The 24869-nt window shown below is 70.2% G+C and carries 25 protein-coding genes and 1 pseudogene; 22 read left to right on the top strand and 4 right to left on the bottom strand.

Going from position 1 to position 24869, the window contains the following annotated elements; translation table 11 throughout:
• Positions 1-50 precede the first annotated feature (50 nt).
• The 6 genes from flhA to ASF27_RS02410 all read left to right on the top strand — a co-directional run bounded on the left by flhA (position 51) and on the right by ASF27_RS02410 (position 4747).
• Entirely contained in the window at positions 51-2138 is a 2088-nt protein-coding gene (gene flhA, locus ASF27_RS02435) for a flagellar biosynthesis protein FlhA (RefSeq protein ID WP_056166391.1), read from the top strand.
• 11 nt (positions 2139-2149) lie between these two features.
• A complete protein-coding gene (gene fliR / locus ASF27_RS02430; protein WP_056166392.1) occupies positions 2150-2905 on the top strand; it encodes a flagellar biosynthesis protein FliR in 756 nt (251 codons plus the stop codon).
• Positions 2906-2908: 3 nt separating this feature from the next.
• A complete protein-coding gene (locus ASF27_RS02425; protein WP_056357451.1) occupies positions 2909-3310 on the top strand; it encodes a hypothetical protein in 402 nt (133 codons plus the stop codon).
• A gap of 115 nt (positions 3311-3425) precedes the next feature.
• The gene (locus ASF27_RS02420; protein WP_082478754.1) at positions 3426-3932 is read left to right on the top strand and encodes a rod-binding protein; all 507 of its coding nucleotides are present in this window, start codon (positions 3426-3428) and stop codon (positions 3930-3932) included.
• 11 nt (positions 3933-3943) lie between these two features.
• On the top strand, positions 3944-4273 hold the full coding sequence (locus ASF27_RS02415) for a hypothetical protein (RefSeq protein WP_056166399.1): 330 nt from the start codon (positions 3944-3946) through the stop codon (positions 4271-4273).
• A gap of 27 nt (positions 4274-4300) precedes the next feature.
• The gene (locus tag ASF27_RS02410; RefSeq protein ID WP_056303012.1) at positions 4301-4747 is read left to right on the top strand and encodes a hypothetical protein; all 447 of its coding nucleotides are present in this window, start codon (positions 4301-4303) and stop codon (positions 4745-4747) included.
• Positions 4748-4789: 42 nt separating this feature from the next.
• Here ASF27_RS02410 and fghA read toward each other — a convergent pair whose 3' ends face one another.
• The 3 genes from fghA to ASF27_RS02395 form a co-directional block, all read right to left on the bottom strand.
• Positions 4790-5623 carry an S-formylglutathione hydrolase gene (gene fghA, locus ASF27_RS02405; protein ID WP_056357449.1) on the bottom strand — a complete coding sequence of 278 codons (834 nt, stop codon included), beginning with the start codon at positions 5621-5623 and terminating at the stop codon, positions 4790-4792.
• Between the two features lie 76 nt (positions 5624-5699).
• Positions 5700-6836 carry an S-(hydroxymethyl)glutathione dehydrogenase/class III alcohol dehydrogenase gene (locus ASF27_RS02400; protein ID WP_056166932.1) on the bottom strand — a complete coding sequence of 379 codons (1137 nt, stop codon included), beginning with the start codon at positions 6834-6836 and terminating at the stop codon, positions 5700-5702.
• A gap of 190 nt (positions 6837-7026) precedes the next feature.
• Positions 7027-9690, bottom strand: coding sequence for a heparinase II/III family protein (locus ASF27_RS02395; RefSeq protein ID WP_056357446.1), 2664 nt, complete (start codon positions 9688-9690; stop codon positions 7027-7029).
• A 212-nt stretch (positions 9691-9902) separates the two neighbouring features.
• Here ASF27_RS02395 and flgB point away from each other — a divergent pair, with 212 nt between their 5' ends.
• The 16 genes and pseudogenes from flgB (at position 9903) to ASF27_RS02315 (ending at position 24016) form a co-directional block, all read left to right on the top strand.
• The gene (gene flgB / locus ASF27_RS02390; RefSeq protein ID WP_056166935.1) at positions 9903-10286 is read left to right on the top strand and encodes a flagellar basal body rod protein FlgB; all 384 of its coding nucleotides are present in this window, start codon (positions 9903-9905) and stop codon (positions 10284-10286) included.
• Positions 10286-10702, top strand: a complete 417-nt coding sequence (gene flgC, locus ASF27_RS02385) for a flagellar basal body rod protein FlgC (protein WP_056166410.1) — start codon at positions 10286-10288, stop codon at positions 10700-10702. Before flgB ends, flgC begins: the two co-directional genes overlap by 1 nt.
• Positions 10703-10712: 10 nt before the next feature.
• Entirely contained in the window at positions 10713-11063 is a 351-nt protein-coding gene (locus tag ASF27_RS02380) for a flagellar hook-basal body complex protein FliE (RefSeq protein WP_056166413.1), read from the top strand.
• A gap of 72 nt (positions 11064-11135) precedes the next feature.
• The gene (gene flgG / locus ASF27_RS02375) at positions 11136-11924 is read left to right on the top strand and encodes a flagellar basal-body rod protein FlgG (RefSeq protein ID WP_056166416.1); all 789 of its coding nucleotides are present in this window, start codon (positions 11136-11138) and stop codon (positions 11922-11924) included.
• Positions 11925-12049: 125 nt separating this feature from the next.
• On the top strand, positions 12050-12547 hold the full coding sequence (gene flgA, locus ASF27_RS02370) for a flagellar basal body P-ring formation chaperone FlgA (protein WP_082478752.1): 498 nt from the start codon (positions 12050-12052) through the stop codon (positions 12545-12547).
• Positions 12547-13647, top strand: coding sequence for a flagellar basal body P-ring protein FlgI (flgI, locus tag ASF27_RS02365; RefSeq protein ID WP_056166419.1), 1101 nt, complete (start codon positions 12547-12549; stop codon positions 13645-13647). Before flgA ends, flgI begins: the two co-directional genes overlap by 1 nt.
• 434 nt (positions 13648-14081) lie before the next feature.
• Positions 14082-14468, top strand: a pseudogene (locus ASF27_RS23470) (MotE family protein); the annotation flags it as partial.
• Positions 14468-15184 (top strand): flagellar basal body L-ring protein FlgH, encoded by a 717-nt coding sequence (gene flgH / locus ASF27_RS02355; protein ID WP_056166424.1) that lies wholly within the window; start codon positions 14468-14470, stop codon positions 15182-15184. The pseudogene ASF27_RS23470 and the gene flgH, both read left to right, overlap by 1 nt.
• 27 nt (positions 15185-15211) lie before the next feature.
• On the top strand, positions 15212-15697 hold the full coding sequence (locus tag ASF27_RS02350; RefSeq protein WP_056166427.1) for a flagellar basal body-associated FliL family protein: 486 nt from the start codon (positions 15212-15214) through the stop codon (positions 15695-15697).
• Between the two features lie 73 nt (positions 15698-15770).
• Positions 15771-16529, top strand: coding sequence for a flagellar type III secretion system pore protein FliP (fliP, locus tag ASF27_RS02345; RefSeq protein WP_056357443.1), 759 nt, complete (start codon positions 15771-15773; stop codon positions 16527-16529).
• Positions 16530-16652: 123 nt separating this feature from the next.
• The gene (fliF, locus tag ASF27_RS02340) at positions 16653-18347 is read left to right on the top strand and encodes a flagellar basal-body MS-ring/collar protein FliF (protein ID WP_056166431.1); all 1695 of its coding nucleotides are present in this window, start codon (positions 16653-16655) and stop codon (positions 18345-18347) included.
• Complete coding sequence (locus tag ASF27_RS02335; RefSeq protein ID WP_056303001.1) at positions 18347-19021, top strand: hypothetical protein; 675 nt, start codon at positions 18347-18349, stop codon at positions 19019-19021. Before fliF ends, ASF27_RS02335 begins: the two co-directional genes overlap by 1 nt.
• Positions 19022-19025: 4 nt before the next feature.
• Positions 19026-20360: a MotB family protein gene (locus ASF27_RS02330; protein ID WP_056357440.1), complete on the top strand. Its 1335-nt coding sequence runs from the start codon at positions 19026-19028 to the stop codon at positions 20358-20360.
• Positions 20361-20437: 77 nt separating this feature from the next.
• Entirely contained in the window at positions 20438-21778 is a 1341-nt protein-coding gene (locus ASF27_RS02325; protein WP_277996063.1) for a chemotaxis protein MotC, read from the top strand.
• The gene (locus tag ASF27_RS02320) at positions 21775-23475 is read left to right on the top strand and encodes a flagellar hook-length control protein FliK (protein WP_056357437.1); all 1701 of its coding nucleotides are present in this window, start codon (positions 21775-21777) and stop codon (positions 23473-23475) included. The genes ASF27_RS02325 and ASF27_RS02320 overlap by 4 nt, the downstream gene beginning before the upstream one ends.
• Positions 23429-24016, top strand: coding sequence for a lytic transglycosylase domain-containing protein (locus tag ASF27_RS02315; RefSeq protein WP_082478751.1), 588 nt, complete (start codon positions 23429-23431; stop codon positions 24014-24016). Before ASF27_RS02320 ends, ASF27_RS02315 begins: the two co-directional genes overlap by 47 nt.
• A gap of 24 nt (positions 24017-24040) precedes the next feature.
• On the opposite strand, the gene ASF27_RS02310 is transcribed toward ASF27_RS02315, so the two are convergent.
• Positions 24041-24727 (bottom strand): response regulator transcription factor, encoded by a 687-nt coding sequence (locus ASF27_RS02310; protein WP_056166448.1) that lies wholly within the window; start codon positions 24725-24727, stop codon positions 24041-24043.
• Positions 24728-24869: the final 142 nt, after the last annotated feature.

Below are 24869 nucleotides of genomic sequence, written 5' to 3'. Positions count from 1 at the left end.
AAGCTTGAACCGCGACAAGGCCCCGTTCATTCACGGGGTAGGCATCCGCCATGGCGGCAAGCGACGCGATCGTCATCGAGCGCAAGTCCCAGCGGGATATCGGCTTTGCCGCCGGGATCATCGCCATCCTGGCGATCCTGTTCCTGCCGGTGCCGGCGATCCTCCTCGACATCGGGCTCGCCTTCTCCATCGCCCTGTCGGTGCTGATCCTGATGGTGGCCCTCTGGATCAAGAAGCCGCTCGAATTCTCGGCCTTCCCCACGGTGCTGCTCATCGCGACCCTGCTGCGCCTCGCGCTCGGCATCGCCACCACGCGACTGATCCTGGCCAACGGCCAGCACGGGGTCTCGGCCGCCGGTCACGTCATCCAGGGCTTCTCGCAGTTCGTGATGAGCGGCGACTTCGTCATCGGCATCGTGGTGTTCCTCATCCTGATCACGGTGAACTTCCTCGTCATCACCAAGGGTGCCACCCGCATCGCCGAGGTCGGGGCGCGCTTCACCCTCGACGCCATCCCCGGCAAGCAGATGGCCATCGACGCCGATCTCAACGCCGGCCTCATCGACGACAAGGAGGCGCAGGGGCGCCGCCGCGAACTCGAGGAGGAGAGCGCGTTCTTCGGCTCCATGGACGGCGCGTCGAAGTTCGTGCGCGGCGAGGCCATCGCCTCGCTCATCACCATCGCGGTCAACGTCTTCGGCGGCATCATCATCGGCACCACCCGCCACGGCATGCCGCTGGGCCAGGCGGCCGACGTGTTCACCAAGCTCTCGGTCGGCGACGGGCTCGTCTCGCAGATCCCGGCCCTGATCGTCTCGCTGGCGGCGGGCCTCCTCGTCTCGAAGGGCGGGACCCGGGGCACCGCCGAGCAGGCGGTGATGGGCCAGCTCGGCGCCTATCCGCGCGCGCTCGCCGTCGCCGCCGCCCTGATGTTCCTGTTCGCCCTGGTGCCGGGCCTGCCCTTCCTGCCGTTCATGGTCCTGTCGGGGCTGATGGCGTTCACCGCCTACGCCATCCCGAAGAAGATCGCCGCGCAGAAGGCCGTGGTCGATGCCCGGACACTCGCCGTCGAGGACCAGAAGCAGCTCGCCGCCCGGGAATCCCTGTCCGTCAAGGAATCGCTCAAGACCCCCGAGATCGAGCTCTGCCTCGGGCGCCAGATCTCGGCCCAGTTCGCCACCTCGCAATCCGAGCTGTCGCATCGGGTCGCGAAGATGCGCCGCAAGTTCGCCCGCCAGTACGGCTTCGTCGTCCCCGACATCAAGCTCACGGACAGCATCGCGCTGGCTCCGAAATCCTACCAGATCCTCATCCACGGCACCGTGGCGGCGACCCAGGAGATCCGCCCAGGCCAACTCCTCGTCGTCGTCGGCGACGGACCCGTCCCGGATGTGCCGAGCGACGAAGTCCGTGAGCCGGCCTTCGGCATGAAGGCCCGCTGGGTGCTCGATTCCTACGGGGCCGAAGTACGGCGCGGCGGCTTCGAGCCCATCGACGGCGCGTCCGTGCTCCTCACCCACCTGTCCGAGGTCATCCGCAACAATCTGCCCCAGCTCCTGTCCTACAAGGACATGCGCGGCCTCCTCGACCGCCTCGACCCCGAGTACAAGCGTCTCCTCGACGAGATCTGCCCGTCGCAGATCTCGTATTCGGGCCTCCAGGCGGTGCTGAAGCTCCTGCTCTCCGAGCGGGTCTCGATCCGCAACCTCCACCTCATTCTCGAGGCGGTCGCCGAGATCACGCCGCACGCCCGCCGCGCCGAACAGATCGCCGAGCACGTGCGCATGCGCATCGCCCAGCAGATCTGCGGCGATCTCGCCGAGAACGGGACGCTCGCGGTGCTGCGGCTCGGCAGCGCCTGGGACCTCTCGTTCCACCAGAGCCTCAAGCGCGACGCCAAGGGCGAGGTCGTCGAGTTCGACATCGATCCGCGCCTCGTCGAGCAGTTCGGCACGGAAGCCGGTGAGGCGATCCGCAAGCACATGCGCGAGACCCGCAGCTTCGCCCTCGTCACCGCGCCGGATGCCCGCCCCTACGTGCGGATGATCATCGAGCGGCTCTACCCGACGCTCGCCGTGCTCTCGCACCTCGAGATCGCCCGGGGGGTGGAGATCCGGTCCCTCGGGACGATCTCGTAAGGCCACTGCGCGTGGTCGCCGGGGCACCCGAGGGCATTCTGGCCGCCTTCCTGATCTTCTGCCGGGTCGGCGGGTGCCTCCTCGTGGTGCCGGGCTTCTCCAGCCCGCGCGTGCCCGGGCAGGTCCGCCTGCTCATCGCCCTCACGGCGTCGCTGGCCATGACGCCCCTGATCCAGCCGCTGTTCCAGGGCCGGCTGGCGGCACAGGACCCGGCCACCACCCTGGCCTGGATCGCCAGCGAGACCATGACGGGGCTCGTGATCGGCTTTCTCGGACGGATCTTCTTCACGGTGCTGGAAACGGCGATGAATGCCGCCGCCACCATGGTGGGGTTCGGCGGCATGCCGGGCTCCGTGGCCGAGGGGACCGATCCGGTACCGGCGGTCGAGGCCCTGATCATGATGGCGGCCACCGCCCTGCTGTTCGCCGCAGACCTGCATTGGGAGCTGTTTCGCGGATTGGTCGATTCCTACGCTCGCATCCCGCCGGGCGAGGGCATCGGCACCCAGGCCGCCCTGGTGCGGATCGTCGATCAGATCGGCACCGCCTTCGTGCTGGCGTTGCGCATCACCGCGCCGTTCATCGTCTACGCCGTGGCGGTGAACCTGACCGCCGGCTTCATCAACAAGCTGGTGCCGCAGATCCCGGTCTACTTCATCGCGACGCCGTTCATCATGTTCGGCGGATTGCTGCTGCTCTACTACCTCTCGAACGAGTTCATGACGCAGTTCCTCATGGGTTACGTCGACTACCTGCGACGGGGTTAGGGCATGGCCGTCACCACCCGCCAGCGCCTGGAGCGCGCGCGCCGGCTCCTCACCGTGCAGGAGCAGATGCGGGGGATCGCCGAGCGCGACCTCGCCGCGACCCGGCGCGACCTCGCCCGCGTCGAGGCCGACCGCGCGGCGATGCTCACGACGCTTGCCGGCGAGACCATGCACGGCCTGTTCCTCGATGCCGCCGCGCGCCGGCTCAGGGCCCTGGCCGGGGAGGCGACGCAACTCGACGCCACCGCCACCCATCGGGCCGGGCTCGTGCGGGAGCGGGGCCTCGCCGAGAAGCGCGTCGGGCGCCAGGTCGAGGCGCTGGCCGAAACCCGCGCCCGCGAGCGCGAACGGGCCGACATGCTGGAACAGCTCGACCTGCTGGCCGCCCGTGGCGGCGCCTCGTGAGCATTCCCGACGCACATCTTTCCGACGCAAGCCTTTCCCACGCAAGCCTCCCGAAAGCCACGGGGCCTATCCCCTATCGCCGACGGGCCATTCCCTTCGAAGCGTCGCGGCAGCCATGAGCATCTCCACTCCCACCGATATCGTTCTCGACGTGGCCCGGGCCGCCGATCCGGCGCGCTACCAGGAGGCGACGGCCAAGCTGTCTGCGCCGGGCGCCACCGATCCGGCCGCCTTCAACGACGCGTACCGCATGGCCGGCACGTCCGTGCACATGCCCCTCGACGCGCGCTCGACCCTCACGGCACTCCAGACCGACAACGTGATCTCGGGCGCGGGCAAGATCGGCGATCCCTACAAGCAGTTCGAGGCCTTCGTCCTGCGCCAGTTCGTCGAGACCATGATGCCGTCGAAGGCCGCTTCGGTGTTCGGCAAGGGCAATGCCGGCGGCATCTGGAAGTCGATGCTCGCCGATCAGATCGGCACCCAGGTCGCCAAGGCCGGCGGCCTCGGCATCGCCAAGATGCTGGAGGCCGCGCGTCCCCTGGAGAAGACGTCGCTGGACAAGACCGCCCCGGACAAGATCCGCCCGGCCGGCTCGGTCGATCAAGCGACGGGCGCGTGAAAGGACCGACCATGCTGATCGCATCCCTGAAGCGGCTCGAAGCCGTCGTCGCGGCCGAGACGGAAGCGCTCCTGACCCACCGTCCGTTCGATCAGGAAGCGGTGAACCTGCGCAAGAGTCAGAGCCTCCTCGAACTCACCCGCCTGACCCGGGGCCTCGACCCGGACCAAATCGCGCCCGAGGTCGCCGACCAGCTCGCGCGCCTGAGCCGGGCGTTGAACCGCAACCAGGGCGTCGTCGGCCAGCACCTGCGCGCCGTCGAGGAGATCTCGGAGATCGTCACCCAGGCGATCCGGGATTCGGAATCCGACGGCACCTATTCCGGCCACCTGCGCCGTTGATCCCCTATCGGCACCAGGTGTGAGCGCATGAAAATCCTCTTCACCGGCCTGTGGATCTGCGCCGTCACCATCCTGTCCTGCTACGGGGCGGTGACCTGGGGCAGCGGTCTGTTCGCCAAGAAGGAGGAGCCGTATCTCGAGGGTCTACAGTACCAGAAGCTGCCGCCGATCAATGTTCCCATGGTGGCGGACGGCAAGGTGCAGGGTTACATCGTCGCGGTTCTTGTCTTCACTGCCGATGCGCGGTTGATGCACACTCTTCCGGTGCCACCCAACGCCTTCGTGGTCGACGAGACCTTCCGGCAGATCTACGCCGACCCGCAGATCGATTTCAAACGCCTGTCGCGTTACAACGTCACCCAGCGCCTCGCGGAGGTCCGCAAGGCGGTCAACGCGCGACTCGGCGCCGACGTGGTGAAGGATGTTCTCGTCGAGGAGTTCAACTTCGTCGCCAAGCGCGAAGTCCGCTCGTGACGCGAAGGTCTCCCCGGCCCTGGAGGCCGGAGAGACCAAAAACTACTTCAGGCGGGCGGCGGCCCAGGCGATGTGATCGGCCATGAAGGTCGAGATGAAGTAGTACGAGTGATCGTAGCCCTCGCGCATGTTGAGGGTCAGGGCGATCCCGGCCGTCTTGCAGGCCTCGTCGAGCAGCCAGGGGCGAAGGCCGTCGTCGAGGAAGCTGTCGGCCGTACCCTGATCGACCAGGAACTCCGGGAAGCGGTGGCCGTCCTCGATCAGTGCCGTGGCGTCGTGGGCGCGCCATGCGGCGGTGTCGGTTCCGAGGTACTTCTCGAAGGCCGGCTTCGACCATCCGGCCGTGGAGGGCTGGGCGATCGGGGCGAAAGCCGAGCAGGACTTGAAGCGGTCGGGATAGGTCAACGCGATGGTCAGCGCCCCGTGGCCGCCCATGGAGTGGCCGAAGATGCCCTGGCGGGTCATGTCGGCGGGGAATTCCTTGGCGATGAGGGCGGGCAGCTCCTCGGTGACGTAGCTCCACATCCGGTAGTTCGTGGCGTAGGGCGCCTCGGTGGCGTCAACGTAGAACCCGGCGCCGGAGCCGAACTGCCAGTTGCCGTCCTCGTCGGGGATGCCGGGCCCGCGCGGGCTGGTGTCGGGCGCCACGATGATCACGCCGTGCTCGGCCGCCGCCTTGCGGTACTCGCCCTTGTCCATGACGTTGGCGTGGGTGCAGGTGAGGCCCGACAGGTACCACAGCACCGGCACCGGACCGTTCTCGGCCTGGGGCGGCACGAACACCGCGAAGGTCATCGGACAGCCGGTGGTCGTCGCATCGTGCTTGTAGACGCCCTGCGTGCCGCCGTGGGCGCGGGCCTTCGAGATGGTTTCCATGTGTGCTCTCCTGCTGGGGGCATGGATTTTCCCTCCCCACAAAGGGGGAGGGAGGCAGTGTCAGCCAAGATCCGTCTTAGTATACCACCACCGACCGGATCGACTTGCCCTCGTGCATGAGGTCGAAGCCGTGGTTGATGTCTTCGAGCGGCATGGTGTGGGTGATCAGATCGTCGATGTTGATCTTGCCCTCCATGTACCAGTCGACGATCTTCGGCACATCGGTGCGGCCGCGCGCGCCGCCGAAGGCCGAGCCCTTCCAGACGCGGCCGGTGACGAGCTGGAACGGACGGGTCGAGATCTCCTTGCCGGCCTCCGCCACGCCGATGACGATCGACTCGCCCCAGCCGCGGTGGCAGCATTCGAGGGCCTGGCGCATGACGTTGACGTTGCCGGTGCAGTCGAACGAGAAATCGGCGCCGCCGCCCGTGGCGTCGAGGATCGCCGCGACGACGTGATCGTTGCCGACCTCCTTCGGATTGATGAAGTGGGTCATGCCGAACTTGCGGGCCATCTCCTGCTTGTCCGGATTGATGTCGACGCCGATAATCTTGTCGGCACCGACCATCCGGGCGGCCTGGAGTACGTTGAGGCCGATGCCGCCGAGGCCGAACACCACCACGTTGGCGCCGGGCCAGACCTTGGCGGTGTAGATCACCGCGCCGATGCCGGTGGTGACGCCGCAGCCGATGTAGCAGATCTTGTCGAAGGGGGCGTCTTCGCGGATCTTCGCCAGGGCGATGGCGGGGAGGACCGTGAAGTTCGAGAAGGTCGAGCAGCCCATGTAGTGGAACACGGAGTTCGAGCCGCCCGGGCTGCCGCCGGTGGAGACGCAGGAGAAGCGCGAGGTGCCGTCCGGCATCACGCCCTGGCCCTGCGTCGCGCGGATCGCGGTGCAGAGGTTGGTGCGCTGCGACAGGCAGGACTTACAGCTGCGGCATTCGGGCGTGTAGAGCGGGATGACGTGGTCGCCGACCTTGAGGTCCGTGACGCCGGCGCCGACTTCGCGGACGATACCCGCGCCCTCGTGGCCGAGGATCGCCGGGAATTTGCCCTCGGAATCGAGGCCCGACAGGGTGTAGGCGTCGGTGTGGCAGATGCCCGTGGCCATGAGTTCGACGAGAACCTCGCCGGCCTTGGGTCCTTCGATATCGATCGTCTCGATGGTGAGGGGCTTCTTGGCCTCCCACGCCACCGCTGCGCGCGTCTTCATACGGATGCTTCTCTTGTGCTTGGCGATCACGGGCGGCGCCGAACTGCCGACTCTTCGGCTCGCGGCATCCTGACGATGGCGATCCGAACGGCCCGAAAATCTGGGTCGTGTGATGATGGTTATGGCGCGGATATGCAACGCCTTGACCGCGCCGTGTCGCGCGGATCTGCCTTGCGCCGTTCGCTCGGGATCAGCGTCCCGCGAGCAGACCCGACACCGCCGCCTCGGTCACGAGGCGGGCGAGGCGCGCTTCCCCGGATGCATCGGACCCGAGGATGACGCCGCCGCAGGCCCCGGTCCGGCCCGCAATGGCGTAGCGCAGGACGCTCGCCGGTCGGAGCGGCCCGCCGCCGTCCGAGACGAAGCCGCGCAGACCGCCCGGGTGTTCGTTGCAGCCGATGGCGAGGGACAAGCCCGCCGTCCGGCCCGTCAGCGCCACGGGCACGACGGAGAGTCGGGCGCGGCCGGACTGCGCCATGGCCCGGCGCGGGCCGGCCAGGGCCGCGACGATGTCGGGGCCGAAATGGACGAGGCCCTCGAACGTCACCGGCCCGTCACCGGCCGTGAACCGGTCGAGCACGGCGAGGCCCGAAAGGTCGTCGAGGAGGACGAAGACGCGGCGGTGATCGTAGGCCGGCCCGTGCACGGTGGTGGCGATGGCGCAGGCCTGGGCGCCGTCGAGGCGGATGGCCCCGGCGAGCCGGGCCGCGCCGGCCCCGGGTTCGCACCCGTCCGGCCAGGCGACGTTGTGGCCATGGGCCGACAGGATGTGGTGGCGTGCCGGCCCGGTCTCGATCTGTGCCGAGCTCCCGGCCTCGACGACCCAGCGCACGCCCTCGCTGGCATGGACGAAGGAGGTGCAGTCGCGGTGCCCCTGACCGGTGGAGGTCTGGCCCGTGAACGTGCAGGCGAAGTGGGACCAGCCCCGTCCGGGGGCATCCGAGCGGGCCGCGATCATGTCCGTCCCGGCGTCCGACGGCAGGCGTGGGACACTCGCGGCGGGGCGACCGCGCGGGTCGCGGCGCTCGGCCACCAAGGTGCTTCCGGAGCGTGCCACGAGGCGCCCGATCCAGCCCGCCGCATCGCCGTTGGCGGGCGTATCGCCGAAGGGCGGCAGGCGTCCCCCCGGATCGAGGAGGCCCGCGAGGCCCGGCAGGACCTTGGCGACCCGGCCTGAGAGAAACCCCGCGAGGCCGTCGTCGCCCACGCTCCGGGCGAGGACCCGCAGGAGGGTCGCGAGTTCGAGGCGCTGGTGGAGGGACGGCGCCGCGAAACGCCCCTCGGCGTCGAGCTGGCTCTCCACGCCGGCGCGCAGGCCCGCCTCGGCGAGGCCGAGCCAATGGGCGGCCAGGGGCAGGCGCGGCAGGGCGCGGGCGACGCCGTGCAGCACCGCCGCCGCCTGAATCTGGTGCAGCGAGCGCCCGAAGGTGTTCTGGCCGACGATCTCGGCAAGGGCGAAGCCATGGCGCACCACCTCGCCCGTCAGCACCAGGGCGGCGGCACTGCCCGGCATGCCCGCACGCCCGAGGAGATGGACGAGGGTTTCGGTTCGGGTCGCAAGGGCCGAGGGGTGCAGGGCGAGGCCGTCGGCGGGCGACCCCCACGGGTTGGCCCGCGACCACGACACGGCGAGGCCGAGGGCCGTGGCCGCTCCCCCGGGCGTCCCCGCCAGGGCGACGAGCCAGCCGAGACCCTGGTATTCGATCCGCCATGCCACCGACCGGAAGGGGTCTTCGCTCCAGTCGGGTCGCTCGGGCACCGTCCACGCCGTCTGCGGACCGAGGCGCAGGACCCGGTCGAGGCCCGTGCGCGGGGCGCCTTCACCGCGCTGGAGATCTCGCGCCAGGGCGAGCACCTGCGGGATCGCGGCCGCCTCCGGGCCCGGGCACCAGCCGGCGATGGAGGAGACGGGCAGGTCGAGGCGCTCGGCGAGGCGGGCGAGGAAGTCCGGCGCGTCGAGGGCATCGTCGCCGCACAGGTTCTCCAGGCGCAGGCGATCCTCAAGGGCGATCTCGGGAGCGGCGAGCAGTTCCGCGTCCGGGCTCCCGGCGTCCCAGGTGGCAAACCCCACTTCGACCCGCTCCGCACCCGGCACGGGGGCGAGTTCCAGGGTGAAGCGCCGGGCCTGCTGGTGCGCGGAGAGATCGACGAGGGCCCCGAGGGACGGCACCGAGATCGTGCTCGGATAGGGCGGTTCCAGCGCGGCGCCGGCGGCGTCCCGGTAGACCACGCGCGCCAGGGCCGCGTGGCTCCGCGGGACGGCCGTGAAGATCTGTCCCCGCAGGACGAGACCGCAGCCCGGCACCAGGGCATGGACGATCCAGTCCGGCTCCGGCGCGAGGCGGCGACGCACGCGCGGGGAAGGGGAGGGGCCGCCCTGGGCCAGGGTGGCCTCCGCCACCGTGAATGGGCGTGTGTTGCGCCAAGAGCGGATGGTGACGGTGATCGCGGCGGCGGGGGCCGGCAGCAGGAAGGCCAGCCGGCAGATGCCGGCGCGCAGGGCCTGGGCCTCCGCCGGCAGGTAGGCCGGTCCGGGAATCCAGGTGCCGTGCGGGTCGAGGAGGGTCCGGTCGAGGCCCGGCACGTGGTCGAAATCGAGGCTCGATCCGTCGGGGGCCAGGCAATCGATCCCCACGAGGGCGAAATCCAGGGCGCCCGCGGCGGCTTCCTCCGCGTCCCAGCCGAGCCGGAAACGCAGGCTGCACCACGCGTCGCCGGTGAGGTCGGGGAAACCGAACACCACCCGCGAAAACCGGTTCTTGGCCGGAATCCAATGCTCGTCCTCGCCGGGGCCGACGGTCGCGCCCCCGGCATGGCGGGACGCCTGCGGGCGTCGGGCGTCGGGACCGCTCAAGCGGATCGACCGGGGACGCGGGGCGGAAACGGGACCGGCATGGGACGCCTGATGAGAGGGCTCGGCGCGTGGGCGCAGCACGATCGAGGGGAGGGTGGCACTGAGGCGCAGCCGATGACCCTGTCAAGCCGCCGGCCGGGCCACGTCGCGCGTCAGCCTGGGACAAGATTGGTTCCCTAGGAAGCGGATATCGAATGCATTCGGAGCGCGCGGTGACAGGCGTCTATCTTTTCGACCTCGCCTCGCAGCAGGCCCGGTATCTCGGCGTGCGGCAGGCGACCATCGCCAGCAACGTGGCGAACGCCAACACACCCGAATACAAGGCCCGCGATGTCGTGCCCTTCGCCGACGTGATGGCCCGCACCGGCGCCGCCGGTCTCGCGATGACGGCGAGCACCCACGTCGCCTCGGAAGAGGGACGCATCCCCACGAAGCCCGTCACGGCGGCGGACGCCTGGGATGCCCTGAGCACCGGCAGTTCCGTGAGCCTCGAGCAGGAGATGCTCAAGGCCGGCGAGGTCAGCCGCGACCACGGGCTCAACATGGGGATCGTCAAGGCATTCGACCGGATGCTGAAGGCGGCGGTGCGCAGCTGATGATCGATCCCCTCGCCGCCTCGACCCGTTTCGCCAGTGCCGGCATGGAGGCGCAGTCCCTGCGCCTTCGCATCGCCGCCGAGAACGTCGCCAACGCCCAGTCGGTGGGCGATTCCCCCGGCGCCGACCCCTATTCGCGCAAGACCGTCAGCTTCTCCGCCGCCATGGACCGCGCCGCCGGCGGGTCCAGCGTCAAGCTGCGCAGCATCGGTACCGACACCAGCCCGTTCCGCATCGAGCGCGATCCGGGGAGCCCGGCGGCGGATGCCGAGGGCAACGTCAAGCTGCCCAACGTCAACGCCCTGATCGAGATGGCCGACATCCGCGAGGCCAACCGCTCCTACGAAGCCAACGTGCAGGTGATCAAGCAGGCTCGCGCCATGGTCTCCAGCATCATCGACCTCCTGAGAACGTGAGTTTGCGCCGATGATCGAAGCCCTCGCCTCGCTTTCGGCCTTCGACAGGGCCGCCGGCCTTTCCGGCCCCAGCGCCGCCGCCCCGTTGCGGCCGGCGAGCTTCGCCACCATGCCGGCAGCGTCCACGGGCGGCGCCCTGCCGGGGGCCGATTTCGGCGACGTCATGGCCCAGCTCGCCGCCGGGGTCCGCACCTCGCTGCGCACCGGCGAGGCCACGGCCATCTCGGGGATCCAGGGCAAGGCCTCGACGCAGCAGGTCGTGGAGGCGGTGATGTCCGCCGAGCAGAGCCTGCAGACCGCCATCGCCGTACGCGACAAGGTCGTCGCCGCCTATCTCGAACTCAGCCGCATGGCGATCTGAGGTCGGCGCAGCGCTTCACGACAAGAACCGGTTCCCCTTGTTCGGGCTGAGGCTCGAAGGACTCCCAAAACCATGAGAGCACTCGCCATCGCCGCGACGGGCATGAACGCCCAGCAGATGAACCTCGAAGTCATCGCGAACAACATCGCCAACCTGAACACCACCGGGTTCAAGGGCGCGCGGGCCGAGTTCACCGATCTGCTCTATCAGGCCGAGCGCCAGCAGGGCGTCCCGAACCAGGCCGGCCAGGAGCCGGTGCCCGAGGGCGCGATGCTCGGCCTCGGCGTGCGCACGGCCGCCATCCGCAACCTGCACCGGCAGGGGCCGCTCGCCAACACCGCCAATCAGCTCGACATGGCCATCAACGGGCGCGGCTACTTCCAGATCACCAACCCCAACGGCGAGATCAACTACACCCGGGCGGGCTCGTTCAACCGCAACAACACCGGGCAGCTCGTGACCCTCGAGGGCTACACCGTCGAGCCCGCCATCACGATCCCGGCCAACGCCGTCGACGTGGTGATCAACGGGTCCGGTCAGGTCTTCGCCAAGATCGACGGCCAGGTCCAGGCCCAGAACATCGGCCAGCTCTCGCTCGCCAACTTCGCCAACGAATCCGGCCTCGAACCCCTCGGAAACGGCCTCTATCGCGAGACCGCCGCTTCGGGTGCCGCCGTGGTGGGGGTCGCGGGCGACCTGAGCTTCGGCAAGATCCAGCAGGGATACCTCGAGAGCTCCAACGTCGATCCGGTGAAGGAGATCACCAACATGATCACCGCCCAGCGCGCGTTCGAGATGAATTCCAAGGTGATCCAAGCCGCCGACGAAATGGCCGGCACGGTCTCGAAGGGCATCCGCTGAGTCAGCGGGCGCCGCCCATCCCGAACCCACCCCGATTCCGACGCCATCGAACCCGGCCGGCGCCGGCGGACCGCCCGCGCCCCGCGCGCCCGCCGCCCGGCCCTTCACAGCGAGGCACGACCACCATGGGCCATACGACTTTCGGCGGCGGATTCGCGGGTGGCCTCATGGGCCTGGCCCTGGCGCTCGCCTGCGCCGTCCCGTTCGGCCCCGTCTCGTCCCGGGCCACCGAACTGCTCCTGCCGGTGCCCACCGTGACGATCTACGCCGGCGACGTGATCAAGCCGGGCATGCTGCGCCTCCAGGCCTACCCCGAGAGCTTCAAGGCGCGTACCGCCGTCATCGACGCGCCCATGGCCATCGCCGGTCGTACGGCGCGGCGGATGCTGCTGCCGGGCGAGCCCGTGCCCGTCAACGCCGTCGAGGATCCCCGCCTCGTGAGCCGCAACGTGGCGACGCAGATCGTGTTCGAGGAGCAGGGCCTGCTCATCACCGCCGTCGGTTCGCCCCTCCAGAACGGGGGACTCGGCGAGACCATCCGGGTGCGCAACGCCGATACGGGACGCATCGTCCTCGGCACGGTGATGGCCGACGGACGCATCCGCACCGGCTCCGGCCAGTGATGCGCCTCTGGTTCCTCGCCCTGGCGCTTGTCCTGGCCGCGCTGCCGGCGCAGGCCATGGGCACGCGCATCAAGGACATCGCCAACCTCAAGGGCGTGCGCGACAACCAGCTCGTGGGCTACGGCCTCGTCACCGGCCTGCAGGGCACGGGCGACACCCTGCGCAACGCCCAGTTCACCGAGCAATCCCTGCAATCCATGCTCGACCGCATGGGCATCAACGTCCGCGATGCGCGCCTGCGCACCCGCAACGTCGCCGCCGTGATGGTGACGGCCGACCTGCCGCCCTACACCGGCACCGGCTCGCGCATCGACGTCACCGTGACCTCCCTCGGCGACGCCACCTCCCTCAAGGGCGGCACCCTCTTGATGACGCCCCTCATGGGCGGCGACAGCCTGACCTACGCCGCCGCGCAGGGACCGCTCGCCGTGTCGGGCTTCGCCGTGGGCGGCGCGGCAGAAACCATCACGCAGGGCGTGCCCACCGCCGGGCGCATCCCCAACGGTGCGATGATCGAGCGCGAGGTGCCGGGCACCTTCCGCGACCTGCCCGAACTCGTGTTCGAACTGAAGAACCCCGACTTCAAGACCGCCACGATGGTGGCCGACGCCATCAACGCCTACGCCCTGCAGCGTTTCCGCCGCCGGGTGGCCACCGCCCGCGACCAGCGCGCCATCGCGCTCATCCGCCCGCCGCAGGTGACGCAGACCCGGTTCATCGCCGAGATCGGCGATGTCACCGTCCAGCCCGATGCGCCGGCCCGCGTCGTGGTGGATCAGCGCACCGGCACCGTGGTGATCGGACGCAACGTGCAGATCTCCACCGTGGCCGTGACGCACGGCAACCTGACCGTACGGGTGACGGAAACCCCCGAGGTGGCCCAGCCGGCCCCGTTCTCCAACGGCGTCACGGCCGTGGTTCCGCGCACGGAGGTCGCCGTCAACGAGCAGTCCGGCCGCATGGCGATCATCGGCGGGTCCGATCTCCAGACCCTGGTGCGGGGCCTCAACAACGTCGGCCTGAAGCCCAGCGACATCATCTCGATCCTCCAGGCGGTGAAGACCTCCGGGGCCCTGCAGGCGGAGCTCGTGGTTCAATGAGTTCGACGAAGGCTCTGCGAATCGCCGGCGAGGCGGCCCGGATGGTCGTCCCGGGCCACGCGCGGACGGTTCCGTCCCGGGGGCTTGCCCCGATGGCCGTGCGGATGCTGGTTTGCCTGGGGCTGCTTGCCGTGGCCTCCCTCGCTCTCGGTCCCGTGCGCGCCCAGGGCAGCAAGCCTGAAGGTGGCAAGCCTGCGGTGTCCGGCCTCAATCCCGGCCCGTTTCCGAAGTCGGCTCCGGGCAAGTCCAAACTCGCCGACACCAAACCGATCGACACCAAGCTGGTCGAGTCGAAGCCGGCCGAGGTGGCGCCCGACGCCGTGCGGCTTCCCGAGGTCGCTCAGGTGGCCGAGGTCCGGTTGCCCGAAGCCCCGGCCGCGCCGGAGCCGGCCAGATCCGCGTCCGCCAATGCCACCCCCGCCAAGCCGTCGCCCTACTGCGCCAGCATCGCGGACGCGGCGGCCGATGCCCGCTTCGCCTGGCAGAAGGAGCAGCTCGCGATCCTGGAAAAGCAGGTCGACGAGCGCATCCGGCGCCTCGAGGAGAAACGCGCCGAGTACGAATCCTGGCTCGCGCGCCGTAACGAGTTCCTCGCCAAGGCCGATACCGGCGTGGTGGCGATCTACCAGAAGATGCGCCCCGACGCCGCCGCCCTCCAGCTCGCGAACATGCCCGACGAGGGCGCGGCCGCGATCCTGACGAAGCTCAACGCCCGCACCGCGAGCGCGATCCTGAGCGAGATGGAGGCGGCCCGCGCCGCCCAGCTCGCCCGGATGATGACCGATGCGGGCAAGAAAGCCCGTGAAAGCGAGAAATCCTGATGCCTGCCACCCGTCTGCGCGCCGGCTTCGTCCTGGCGCTCCTCGCGCCTGGGCTCGGGGCCTGCAACACGCCCATGGCCCAACTCGGCCAGCCGCCCCTCCTCACTCCGATCGGCACGGGCCTGTCCCCGCCGCGCGAGGCCCTGCCCACCACCTTCGGTTCGCTCTCGCGCCGGACCTACCACTCGACTTGGTCGCCTTCGAGCGTCGACCTGTTCCAGGACCCGCGTGCGCGCAACATCGGCGACGTGATCACGGTGTCGATCCTCATCGACGACAAGGCCCAGTTCGGCAATTCGAGCGACCGCTCGCGCAGCCAGAAGTCGAGCCTCGGTTTCGATTTCGGCTACGGCGTCTCGGCGCTCAGCGACAAGGCGACGGCCGATGCGGGCATCCGCTCCGGCACCGAGACCAAGGGGGCGGGCAACATCGACCGGTCCGAGGTGCTGCGCCTGTCGGTCGCCGCCATCGTCACCGAGCAGATGCCCAACGGCAACATGGTGATCTCGGGTTCGCAGGAGGTCCGGGTCAACAACGAGGTGCGCGTGCTCAACGTCGCCGGCATCGTCCGCCCGCGCGACATCTCACGCAAGAACACCATCGACTACGACAAGATCGCCGAGGCGCGCATCTCCTACGGTGGGCGGGGGCGCATCACCGACGTGCAGGGCCCGAGCGTCGGCCAGCAGGTCTTCGAAACCCTGGCCCCGTTCTGACGCCCCCCTGAAGCGGAGACGCACGCGATGGCGGCCAAGGACGACACGAAGAAGGGCGGCGGCAAGGGCTGGATCGCCGCCCTGGCGCTGGTGAGCCTCGTCGCCATCGGCACCGGCGGAGGCTTGGGGATGTATCTCCTCTCCAAGGTCGAGAAGGCCGTCGACAGCAAGACGAAGGAGGCCGAGAGCAAGGCGGTGAAGGTGCTGAAATACACCGGTGATCTGGCCCTGCGCCCCGTCGGCTCCGTGGTGACCAACCTCGCCGATTCGGGTGATGCCTGGGTGCGCCTCGAATCCTCCGTGGTGTTCAAGACCGGCGCCGTCCCCAATCCCGATATCGCGCTGGCCGAGATCCGCGCCGACATCGTCGCGTATCTGCGCACGGTCTCCATGCGCCAGATCGAGGGAGCCAGCGGCCTCCAGCACCTGCGCGAGGACCTCAACGAGCGCGTCGCCCTGCGCACCAAGGGTCAAGTGCGTGAACTGATCGTCGAGATGCTGGTGGTGCAATAGCGGGCACCTTCCCTCCCCCTTGCGAGGAGGAGAGCCGCCAGGATCGACGCGGGCGCGACCAACGGAAAACCCCATGAGACGCATCACCACCCTGGCCTTCGCGGCCGCAGCGACCCTCGCCTTCACGGGCGTGGCCGGCGCGCAGTCGGCCACCGGCCTGCCGGCCCTCGATGCCATGCTGCCGGCCGGCAACGGCGCCGCGAGCGGGCGCATCCTGCAGCTCGTGGCGCTCCTCACGGTGCTGTCTCTGGCGCCGGGCCTCCTCGTGATGGTGACGAGCTTCACCCGGTTCGCCATCGCGTTCTCGTTCCTGCGCTCGGGGCTCGGCCTGCAAAGCACCCCGGCCAACATCTTCCTCGTGTCGCTGTCCCTGTTCATGACGTTCTACGTCATGTCGCCGACCTTCGACCGGGCCTGGAACGAGGGGCTGCGGCCGCTGACCGAGAACAAGATCACCGAACTCGAGGCGATTCCGAAGATCGTCGAGCCGTTCCGCGAGTTCATGGTGGCGCATGTCCGCCCCAAGGACCTCCAGACCTTTACGGATCTCGCCAGCCGCACCATCCCGAAGGCCGAGGGCGGCGAGACCGTCGACCTGCGCATCCTGATCCCGGCCTTCATGATCTCCGAGTTGCGGCGCGGCTTCGAGATCGGCTTCCTCATCGCCCTGCCGTTCCTCGTCATCGACATGATCGTGTCCACGGTGGTGATGTCCATGGGCATGATGATGCTGCCGCCGACGGTGATTTCCCTGCCGTTCAAGGTGCTGTTCTTCATCCTCATCGACGGCTGGAACATGCTGGTGAGCGGGCTGGTACGATCATTCTTTTAGGCGTTCCCCCGAAAGGTTCCCGTCCGGCATCGCATTTCGATGATGCGGCGCAATCTCCGCGCAAGGCAGCATCGTGAAAAGGGCTTCATCAGATCGCGGGTCTGAAGCGGAGCAGCCCACCGAATGTCCGGTCTCCAACACGCCGAACGCCTCTGGAACAACATCCTCGCCCTCGGGGGACGGCGGATCGCCGCCCTCTCGCTCATCGGCGTGGTGGTCTTCCTCGCCGTCGGTCTCGGGGCGTACTATCTCAGCCGCCCGGCCCAGGAGACGCTCTACACCGGCCTCAGCCGTGAGGATGTCGGGCGCATCGGCAGCGTCCTGAAGGACGCCAACATCCCGTTCGACGTGAGCGCCGACGGCGCCGCCGTCCTCGTCTCCTACGGCAACACCGCCACGGCCCGCATGCTGCTGGCCGAGAAGGGCCTGCCGCAGAGCGCGAAGTCCGGTTACGAGCTGTTCAACGATCTCGGCTCCCTCGGCATGACCTCGTTCATGCAGGAGGTCACCCGCGTCCGCGCCCTGGAGGGCGAGATCGCCCGCACCATCCAGGGCATGAAGGGCGTGAAAGCCGCCCGCGTCCACATTGTGCTCCCCGACCGCGGTTCGTTCCGCCGCGACCAGCAGCCGCCCTCGGCCTCCGTCGTGGTCCGGACCGAGCCCGCCGACGACGTCAGCGGCGCCCAGTCCATCCGCCACCTCGTCGCCTCGGCGGTGCCCGGCATGAAGCCCGACCGCGTCACCGTGATCGGCTCCGGCGGCTCGCTGCTCCTGTCGGGCGACGACACCAACGCCCAGCCGACCGGCAAGATGGCGACCCTCGAGAAGACCATCGGGCACGAGGTTCAGGACAACATCCGCCGGACCCTGACCCCCTACCTCGGCGTCGGCAATTTCGAGGTGAGCGTCGCCGCCCGCCTCAACACCGACAAGACCGTCAAGAACGAGACGATCTTCAACCCGGACCAGCGCGTCGAGCGCTCGACCCGGGCCGTGCGCGAGACCGAGAACGCCCAGAACCGCAACGCCGCCAAGACCACCTCGGCGGCCCAGAACCTGCCCGACGCCCGCACCCGATCGGACGGCAACGACTCCTCCAGCAACGAGACCCAGAAGCGCGAGGATCTCACCAACTACGAGATTTCCTCGCAGACGATTCAGACGGTGAGCGACGGCTACGCCATCCGCCAGATCTCCGTCGCGGTCCTCGTCAACCGCGCGCGCCTCGCTTCCCTCGCCGGCCCAGACGCCACCAAGGCCCAGATCGACGCCCAGGTCGCCGAGATCGAGCAGCTCGTCGGCTCGGCCGCCGGCTTCAACAAGGAGCGCGGCGACAACGTCAAGGTCGCGGCCGTCGGCTTCGTCAACGACGGCCAGCCCCTGGAGGCCGTGCCGCCGCTGGGGATCATGGACGTGCTGATGCGCCAGTCGGCCACCCTCATCAACGCCGGCACCATCCTGCTGGTGGCCGGCCTGCTGATCTGGTTCGGCCTGCGCCCGGCCATGCGCGCCATCCTCGAAATCCCCGCCGCCCAGCAGGAAGAGGTTCTGGCGTTGGCCGCCGCGACGGCCGCCGCCAACGGCAACGCGGCCCTTGCCGACGGAACCGCGCCGGGGCTGGCCCTCGGGAACAGCGCCGTCGGCGCCGGCGATGTGCCGAGCCTCGCCGCGCCCGCCGGTGGTGTCGCCGGCATGATCGAGGACCTCGCCGACAAGCTCGCCCGCTCGCCGCAGAAGCGACTGGAGCAGATGATCGAGACCGACGAAGCCCAGGCCGCCGAGATCCTGAAGCGCTGGCTCCTGCGTGAGGCCGCGTGATGGCCCCCGCGATCGCCCGCCTGCTCCCCGACTTCTCCGTCCCCGCGACCGCGTCCCGCCCTCCGGCCGCATTCCCTGCGTCGGCGAATTCCGACGCGTCCGAAGGTCTTGCCGTTCTTCTGCGTGTGCCCTCGCCGGCCGTCCCCGCTCCCCCGCCGGAGGACCGGGCCGCGCTTCTCAAGGACGCCGAAGCCCGTGGCCGGGCCGAGGGGCGCACCCAGGCGCAGGCCGAGTCCGCCGCCGCCCTGGCCTTCGCGCAGGCCGATTTCGACGCCCGCCTCGCGGCGGCCCGCGCGGATTGGTGCGCGGCCGAGAGCGATCGCCTCGCTGCCGGATTCTCCGCCGCGATCCATGCCCTCGGGGGCCAGCTCACCGACCGCGTCGGAAATCTGCTGGTGCCGGTGCTGACGGCCGGCCTCCGGCGCCAGGCCGTGGACGAACTCGCCCTGACCCTCGCCCAGCTGCTCGGCGATCCGCGCCACGCCCCCGTGCGGATCGGTGGGCCGGCCGACCTCCTCGACGCCCTCGCGGGCAAGCTCGGCGCGGTGGAATCGACCGTGGCCTTCAGCCCTTCCGAGACCGTCGAGGTCACGATCCAGTCGGACCAGACTTTGATCGAAACGCAGCTCGGCGCCTGGGCCGGACTGCTCACTGCCGCCGTCGAAGGAGCCTAGCGCGATGGCTGACGATCACCACGAGATCATCATCATCAAGCGCCACGCCGACCACGACGAGGGTCACCACGGCGGCGCCTGGAAGATCGCGCTCGCCGACTTCATGACGGCCATGATGGCCCTGTTCCTGGTGCTGTGGCTCATCGGCTCCACCACCAAGGAGACGAAGACCGCCATCGCCCAGTACTTCAATCCCGTGAAGCTCGCCGACGTCACCTTCGATCGCAAGGGCGTGCGCGATCCCACGAACACCCCCGGCGAGCCGTCCCCCGAGGACGGCAAGGCCGAGGAGGCGGGTGGCAAGGGGGATGGCAAGGCAGAGGGCAAGGGCGACGGCAAGGGCGCCGATGCGGCCCCGGGCAGCCGTGCCCGCGAGGCCGCCCTGTTCCAGGACCCCTACGCGGTCCTGGCCAAGCTCGCGGCGGACGCCGAAGCCGAATTCTCCAGCGCCGACACCGTCGCCTCCGAGACCGGCGAGCCCGGCATCCGGGGCGGCGAGGCCGCGCGCGATCCGTTCGATCCGCTCTACTGGCAGGTCGCCCCCGTGGCGAAGGCACGGACGGAGCAGCCGGGCTCCGCCGCCACGGTCAGCCCCCTGCCGCAGGAGGGCCGCCTCGACGCGCGTGCCGCGACTGCGCCGGCCAAGGGCACCGCATCGACCGGCGCGCCGAAGCCCGCGCCGATCCAGCTCGCCTCGGCCCTACCCGAGGACGGCGAGATCCGTTTGCCCGCCCCCCTGCCGATGACCCCGAAGCCCGCCGAGGCCGCCGCGTCGAAGCCCGCCGAGGCCGCCGCGCCGAAGCCCACCAAGGAGAACCGGGAGAAGGAAAACCGGGAGGCGAACGCGGTCAAGGCCGCGGCGGACGCCGCCGAGACGGCAGCCGTCGCCGCCCTCAAGGCCGAGATCGCCAAGGCGGTGCAGACCCAGGGCAACGCCCCGGCGCCCCGTGTCGAGGTCCGGCGTACAGGCGAGGGCATCCTCATCAGCCTCACGGACGATGTGAGTTTCAGCATGTTCGGCGTCGGCTCGGCCGAGCCCCAGGCCAAGGTGGTGCGCGCCCTCGAACAGGTGGCCCGCATCCTCAAGGACCGGCCCGGCCAGGTGATCGTGCGCGGCCACACCGACGGGCGCCCGTTCCGCTCCGAGACCTACGACAACTGGCGCCTGTCCTCGGCTCGGGCCCAGATGGCCTCCTACATGCTCGTGCGCGGCGGCCTCGCCGATGCGCGCCTGGAGCGGATCGAGGGCTACGCCGACCGCCAGCCGCGCAACCCCGCCGACCCGAAGGCGGCCGAGAACCGCCGCATCGAGATTCTTCTGCGCGGGCGACCCGAGTGACATCGGTGCCGAAGGATCGCCGGGGCTCTCATAGTCGCGACGGGCTCCCTCTCCTGGAAGGAGAGGGTTGGGGTGAGGTGCGTGGCTTCTCCGGAAAGATCGCACACCTCACCCTGTCCCTCTCCTGGAAGGTGTGGGGACCCGCGCCCGGATCGACCTGGTGGGCGAACGCGAAGCTGCGGTCGCGCCTCGCCATCGTTGCCTTGGCCATGGGCCTGTTCGCGCAGCCCCCTGCGTACGCCGCCGATTCCCACGGCGGTGGCGGACACGGCGCGGCGCCGGCCGCCCCCATCGATCCCCTGCCGGTCAAGCCCTACACCGTGCCCGTCGAGATGGTGCGGACCCTGCAATTGCTGCAGGATCGGATCGCCCAAGGGTCGGGGCCGGCGCATACGGGCCAGCGCGCCCTCCTGGCCCATGCCGAGGAGCGGATGCGCGCCCTCGAACCGGAGGCCTGGGCCGATCCGGTCAACATCCGCGCGGCCGTCACCTTCGCCCTCGGCGGCGGCGGCCCGGCGCTCCTGCGCCACATCCTCGCCTCGTCCAAGGTTCCGGCGGACAGCACGCCCCTGGTGCTCGGCTCCCTCGCCTTCCTCGAAGGGCGCGAGAAGGAAGCCCGCACGCTCCTGACGAAGATCGACGCCGCCTCCGTGCCCGTGGGCCTCGGGGCGCAGCTCGCCCTGACCCAGTCGGCCCTGGTGGTGCGCGACGACCCCGCCCAGTCGATCCGCCTCCTCGACCTCGCGCGGCTGCTGGCACCCGGCACCCTGGTGGAGGAGGGGGCGCTCCGCCGCGAGATCTTCGTCCTGGCGCAGGGCAACGACCTCGTGAAATTCGAGGCCCTGGCGATCCAGTATCTCCGCCGGTTCCGCCACTCGGTCTATGCCGGCAACTTCCGCCAGCGCTTCGCCGCCGCCCTGACCCGCCTCGATTTCGGGGCCGAAACCGGCCGTTTCGCCCGCCTGCAGGCGATGCTCGACGAGATCGAGCCCGAGGGGCGACGCGACCTCTACCTCCTCGTGGCCCGCGCCGCCCTCGACCAGGGCAAGAACGCCACCGCGATCTTCGCTGCCGAGCGCACCGTGACCCTGACCGAGCCGGGCTCCGTCGCGGCGATCCGGGCACGCCTCTACCGGGCCGCCGCCCTCGTGGTGGTGGACGGCCGGTTCGAGGAGAGCGTCGAGACCCTGCGGATGACCGACCGCAGCGTCCTCGCGGCGGCCGACCGCGACCTCCTCGACGCGGCGCTCGCCACCGCGCGGGAGATTCGCGACGTGCCGGGCGTCCCGGACGCGCTGCCGCCTGCGCCTGAGCCGTCCCGGCTCGCTGCCCGCGAACTTCCGACCACGCCCGCCATCGCCCGTGCCCAGGGGGCGATCGGCCAGATCGACGACCTGATGAGGAAGAGCGGCCGATGAACACGTTCGCTGCGATGAAGCCGGCGCCTCGTCCGGCCGAGGCCGTCGCAATCCGAAGCGGGGCGGAAGCCGTCGAGGCGTCGGCGGACGGCGTCGCCGAAGCGTTCGGTGCCGTCCTCGGCGCGCTCCAGGAGGGCCGTCCCGCCAAGGAGACGGCCGGTCGCGCGGATAGGGCCGGCGACGAGGCGGCGTCCGGCGCGGGCCCGGCTCCGGCTGAACCGGCCAACCCCCTCCTCGGCCTCGTCGTCGCCGTCGATACGGGCACCGTCCCGCAACCGCCGGCGACCACCATGGACCCGGCGGCCCTCCAGGCGCTCCTCGCGCGGGCGGTACCGGGCGCCGTCCCTGCTCCCGTCCTCGCCCCCGCCGTGGCGCCCCGCGCGACCGCTGGGTCCGACCAAGCCGTGTCCGCGCAAGGCGCGGCCGTCCCGGTGGGCGTGGCGGACCTGGCCGCCGGGATCGCTCTGGCGGCCGGGGGGAGTGGGCAGGTCCGGAGCGGCCCGGTCCAGACCGCCCCGACGCAGGATGATCCCACCCGGGCGGTTTCGGTCGAGGTCGAGGCCGTGTCGCGGACCGTTGCCGAATCCCGTCCCCAGGTGACGATCCTCCAGCAGGAGACGCATTTCGCGCCGGTGAGGCCGAGGCTCGTCGCCGGGCAGGCCGCCGCGCTCCCCGCGTCGGCGGGCCAGGCCGGCGCCACCCCGGCGCCCGTCGCCCCCGCGCCGATCCTCCCGACCCTCGCCGCCGCCGTGGCGGACGCCGTGCCCGCGCGCGAGGCGGCATTGCCCCTCGGCGCCGCCGTCGGCGCTGGTGCGGCCGCCGTTTCCGCACCGACAAGCGCCCCGGCTGCCGCACCGTCCGCCATCGACCCTACGGTGCCCCAAGCCGTTGCCCCGGTGCCCCAAGCCGGCGCTCCGGTGCCACCGGCCGGATCGCTGCCCGCGCCGTCGGCCGAGCCATCCGGCAAGCCGCGCCGGGCCGAGGCCGCACCGGCCACGACGGAGACCGCGACGGTGGCCTCGCCGACGGCCCAGCGCCTCGCCGGCCAAGCGCTTCCCGTCGAGGCCGCCCAATCGACGGCGGGAGACGTTCTCACCGCCGAGGCCGGTCCGCGCGAGACCATCGCGCCCGTCGCCACGGCGCCGGGGGGCACCCTGCCGTCCGCCGCCCTCGGCGAGCCGGTCCGTCAGGTCGCCGAGGTCGTGGCCGCCGAACTGGCCCGTCCGGCGGCCACGGCCACAACCGCCGCCGCGACGTCCGGCACCGAGGGACCCCTGCGGCTCCTCACCATCCAGCTCCGGCCGATGGATCTCGGCACCGTCCTCGTGCGGATGCGCCTGCGCGACGGCCAGCTCGAGATGAGTCTCCATGCCAGCCGCGAGGAGACGGCCGCCCTCCTGCGCCAGGACGGCGCCCTCCTCACCGACCTGCTGCGCAGCTCCGGCTACCAGCCGGACACCATCACCATCGCGTCGAACGGTGCCGGCGCTCCGTCCCAGGGCGAGGGCGGTCGTCCCGGTGCGGGGACGTCGTTCCAGCCGGGTGGCCAGGGCGGCCAGGCGCAGGGGGGCGCCAACCCCGACCAGGCCCCCCGGCGCGGGGGCGACACGCATGCGGATGAGCGAGCAGACCTGACCCATGAGCGGACCCATGAGACGATTTCTTCCGGCCCTGACCGCAGCGGCCTGTACCTTTAGGGGGATCTCGGCTGCGGTCGGGACCGCCCAGGCGGGTGTTCCCCCGGTGGCGAGCACGATCTGCGAGCGTGAGATGGCGGGCGCGGCGGCGAAGCACGGCGTGCCCCTCGGCGTGCTCTATGCCGTGGGCCTGACGGAGAGCGGCAACCGCGGCTCGCTCCAGCCCTATGCCATGAACATCGCCGGCAAGGCGTATTTCGGCACCAACGCGGCCGATGTGGTGGCGCGCCTCGGCGAGGCTCAACGCAACGGCGTGAAACTCGTCGATCTCGGCTGCATGCAGATCAACCATCATTACCACCGGGCGAAGTTCACGTCCCTGGAGGGGATGATCGACCCGGCGCAGAACGTCGAATACGCCACGCGCTTCCTGAAGGAGCTGAAGGCGCGCGAAGGCAGCTGGACCCTGGCGGTGGCCCGCTACCATGCCGGGCCCAACAACAATCCCGCCCAGAAGACCTATGTCTGCCGGGTGATCGCCAACATGGTGGCGTCGGGCTTCGGCGGTTGGACGCCGGGGGCCAAGACCTTCTGTCAGTGAGCAGCACGTGGCGGCGTCGGCGGGCTACCCGACGAAGGTGTAGCCCATGAAGCGCTTGGCCTCGATGGGGTCGAAGCCGAGCCGGGCGGAGAGCTTCTTGCGCAGCTTGCTCACGTGCCCCTCGATGACGCTCTCCTCGACGCCGTTGCTGTAGACGCCGTAGACCACGTTGTAGATCTGCGTCTTCGTCATCCGCTTGCCCCGATTGCGCACGAGGCATTCGAGGATGTGCCGCTCGCGACGCGGCAGGGCCAGGACTTCGCCGTCCACCTCCGGATCGCGGCCGTCGAAGAACACCTTGAGGCGTTCCGTGGGGGCGGGCACGTCGCGAGGCGGAAGGGGAGCGCCGCCGTTGACCCGGCGCCAGATCGCCTCCGACCGGGCCAGGATCTCGCGGACATGGACGGGTTTGGGCAGCACGTCGTCGATGCCCGCCTCGAACAGCAGCAGCGTCTGGTCGAGGGACCGCACGTCGCTTAGCGCGATGATCGGTGCGCGCGAGAGCCGGCGGATGGTGCCGGCACACTTGGCCCTGTCCTCGAAATCACCCAGCAGGAAACCCTGAATCGCTTCACGGTCCAGGCGCGAGGACGCCTGGAACCAATTGGCGAACTCGTCCGGTGCCAGACCGAGGGACGAGATGCCCTCCCGGTCGAAACTGGCCTTGTACCCGGCGTTCACCGATTGCCGGGTGTCGACCAAGATATACATCCATCGCCTCCGACGTCGTGATGGTCAGCCCGCCGGGCTGCCATTCTCCCCCAGTGCTCCGGTGACGTCGTTGACCGGAGCGACTTGTGATCGTTCTGCCTTGGCTGGCTTGCGATCGAAGAAAGATCGCGGCGCCTATAAA

This window comes from Methylobacterium sp. Leaf102 (assembly GCF_001422425.1).
In the GTDB taxonomy this organism is placed as follows: domain Bacteria; phylum Pseudomonadota; class Alphaproteobacteria; order Rhizobiales; family Beijerinckiaceae; genus Methylobacterium.
The sequence above is the reverse complement of the archived record's forward strand: the minus strand, read 5'-3'. Positions and strand labels throughout refer to the sequence as shown.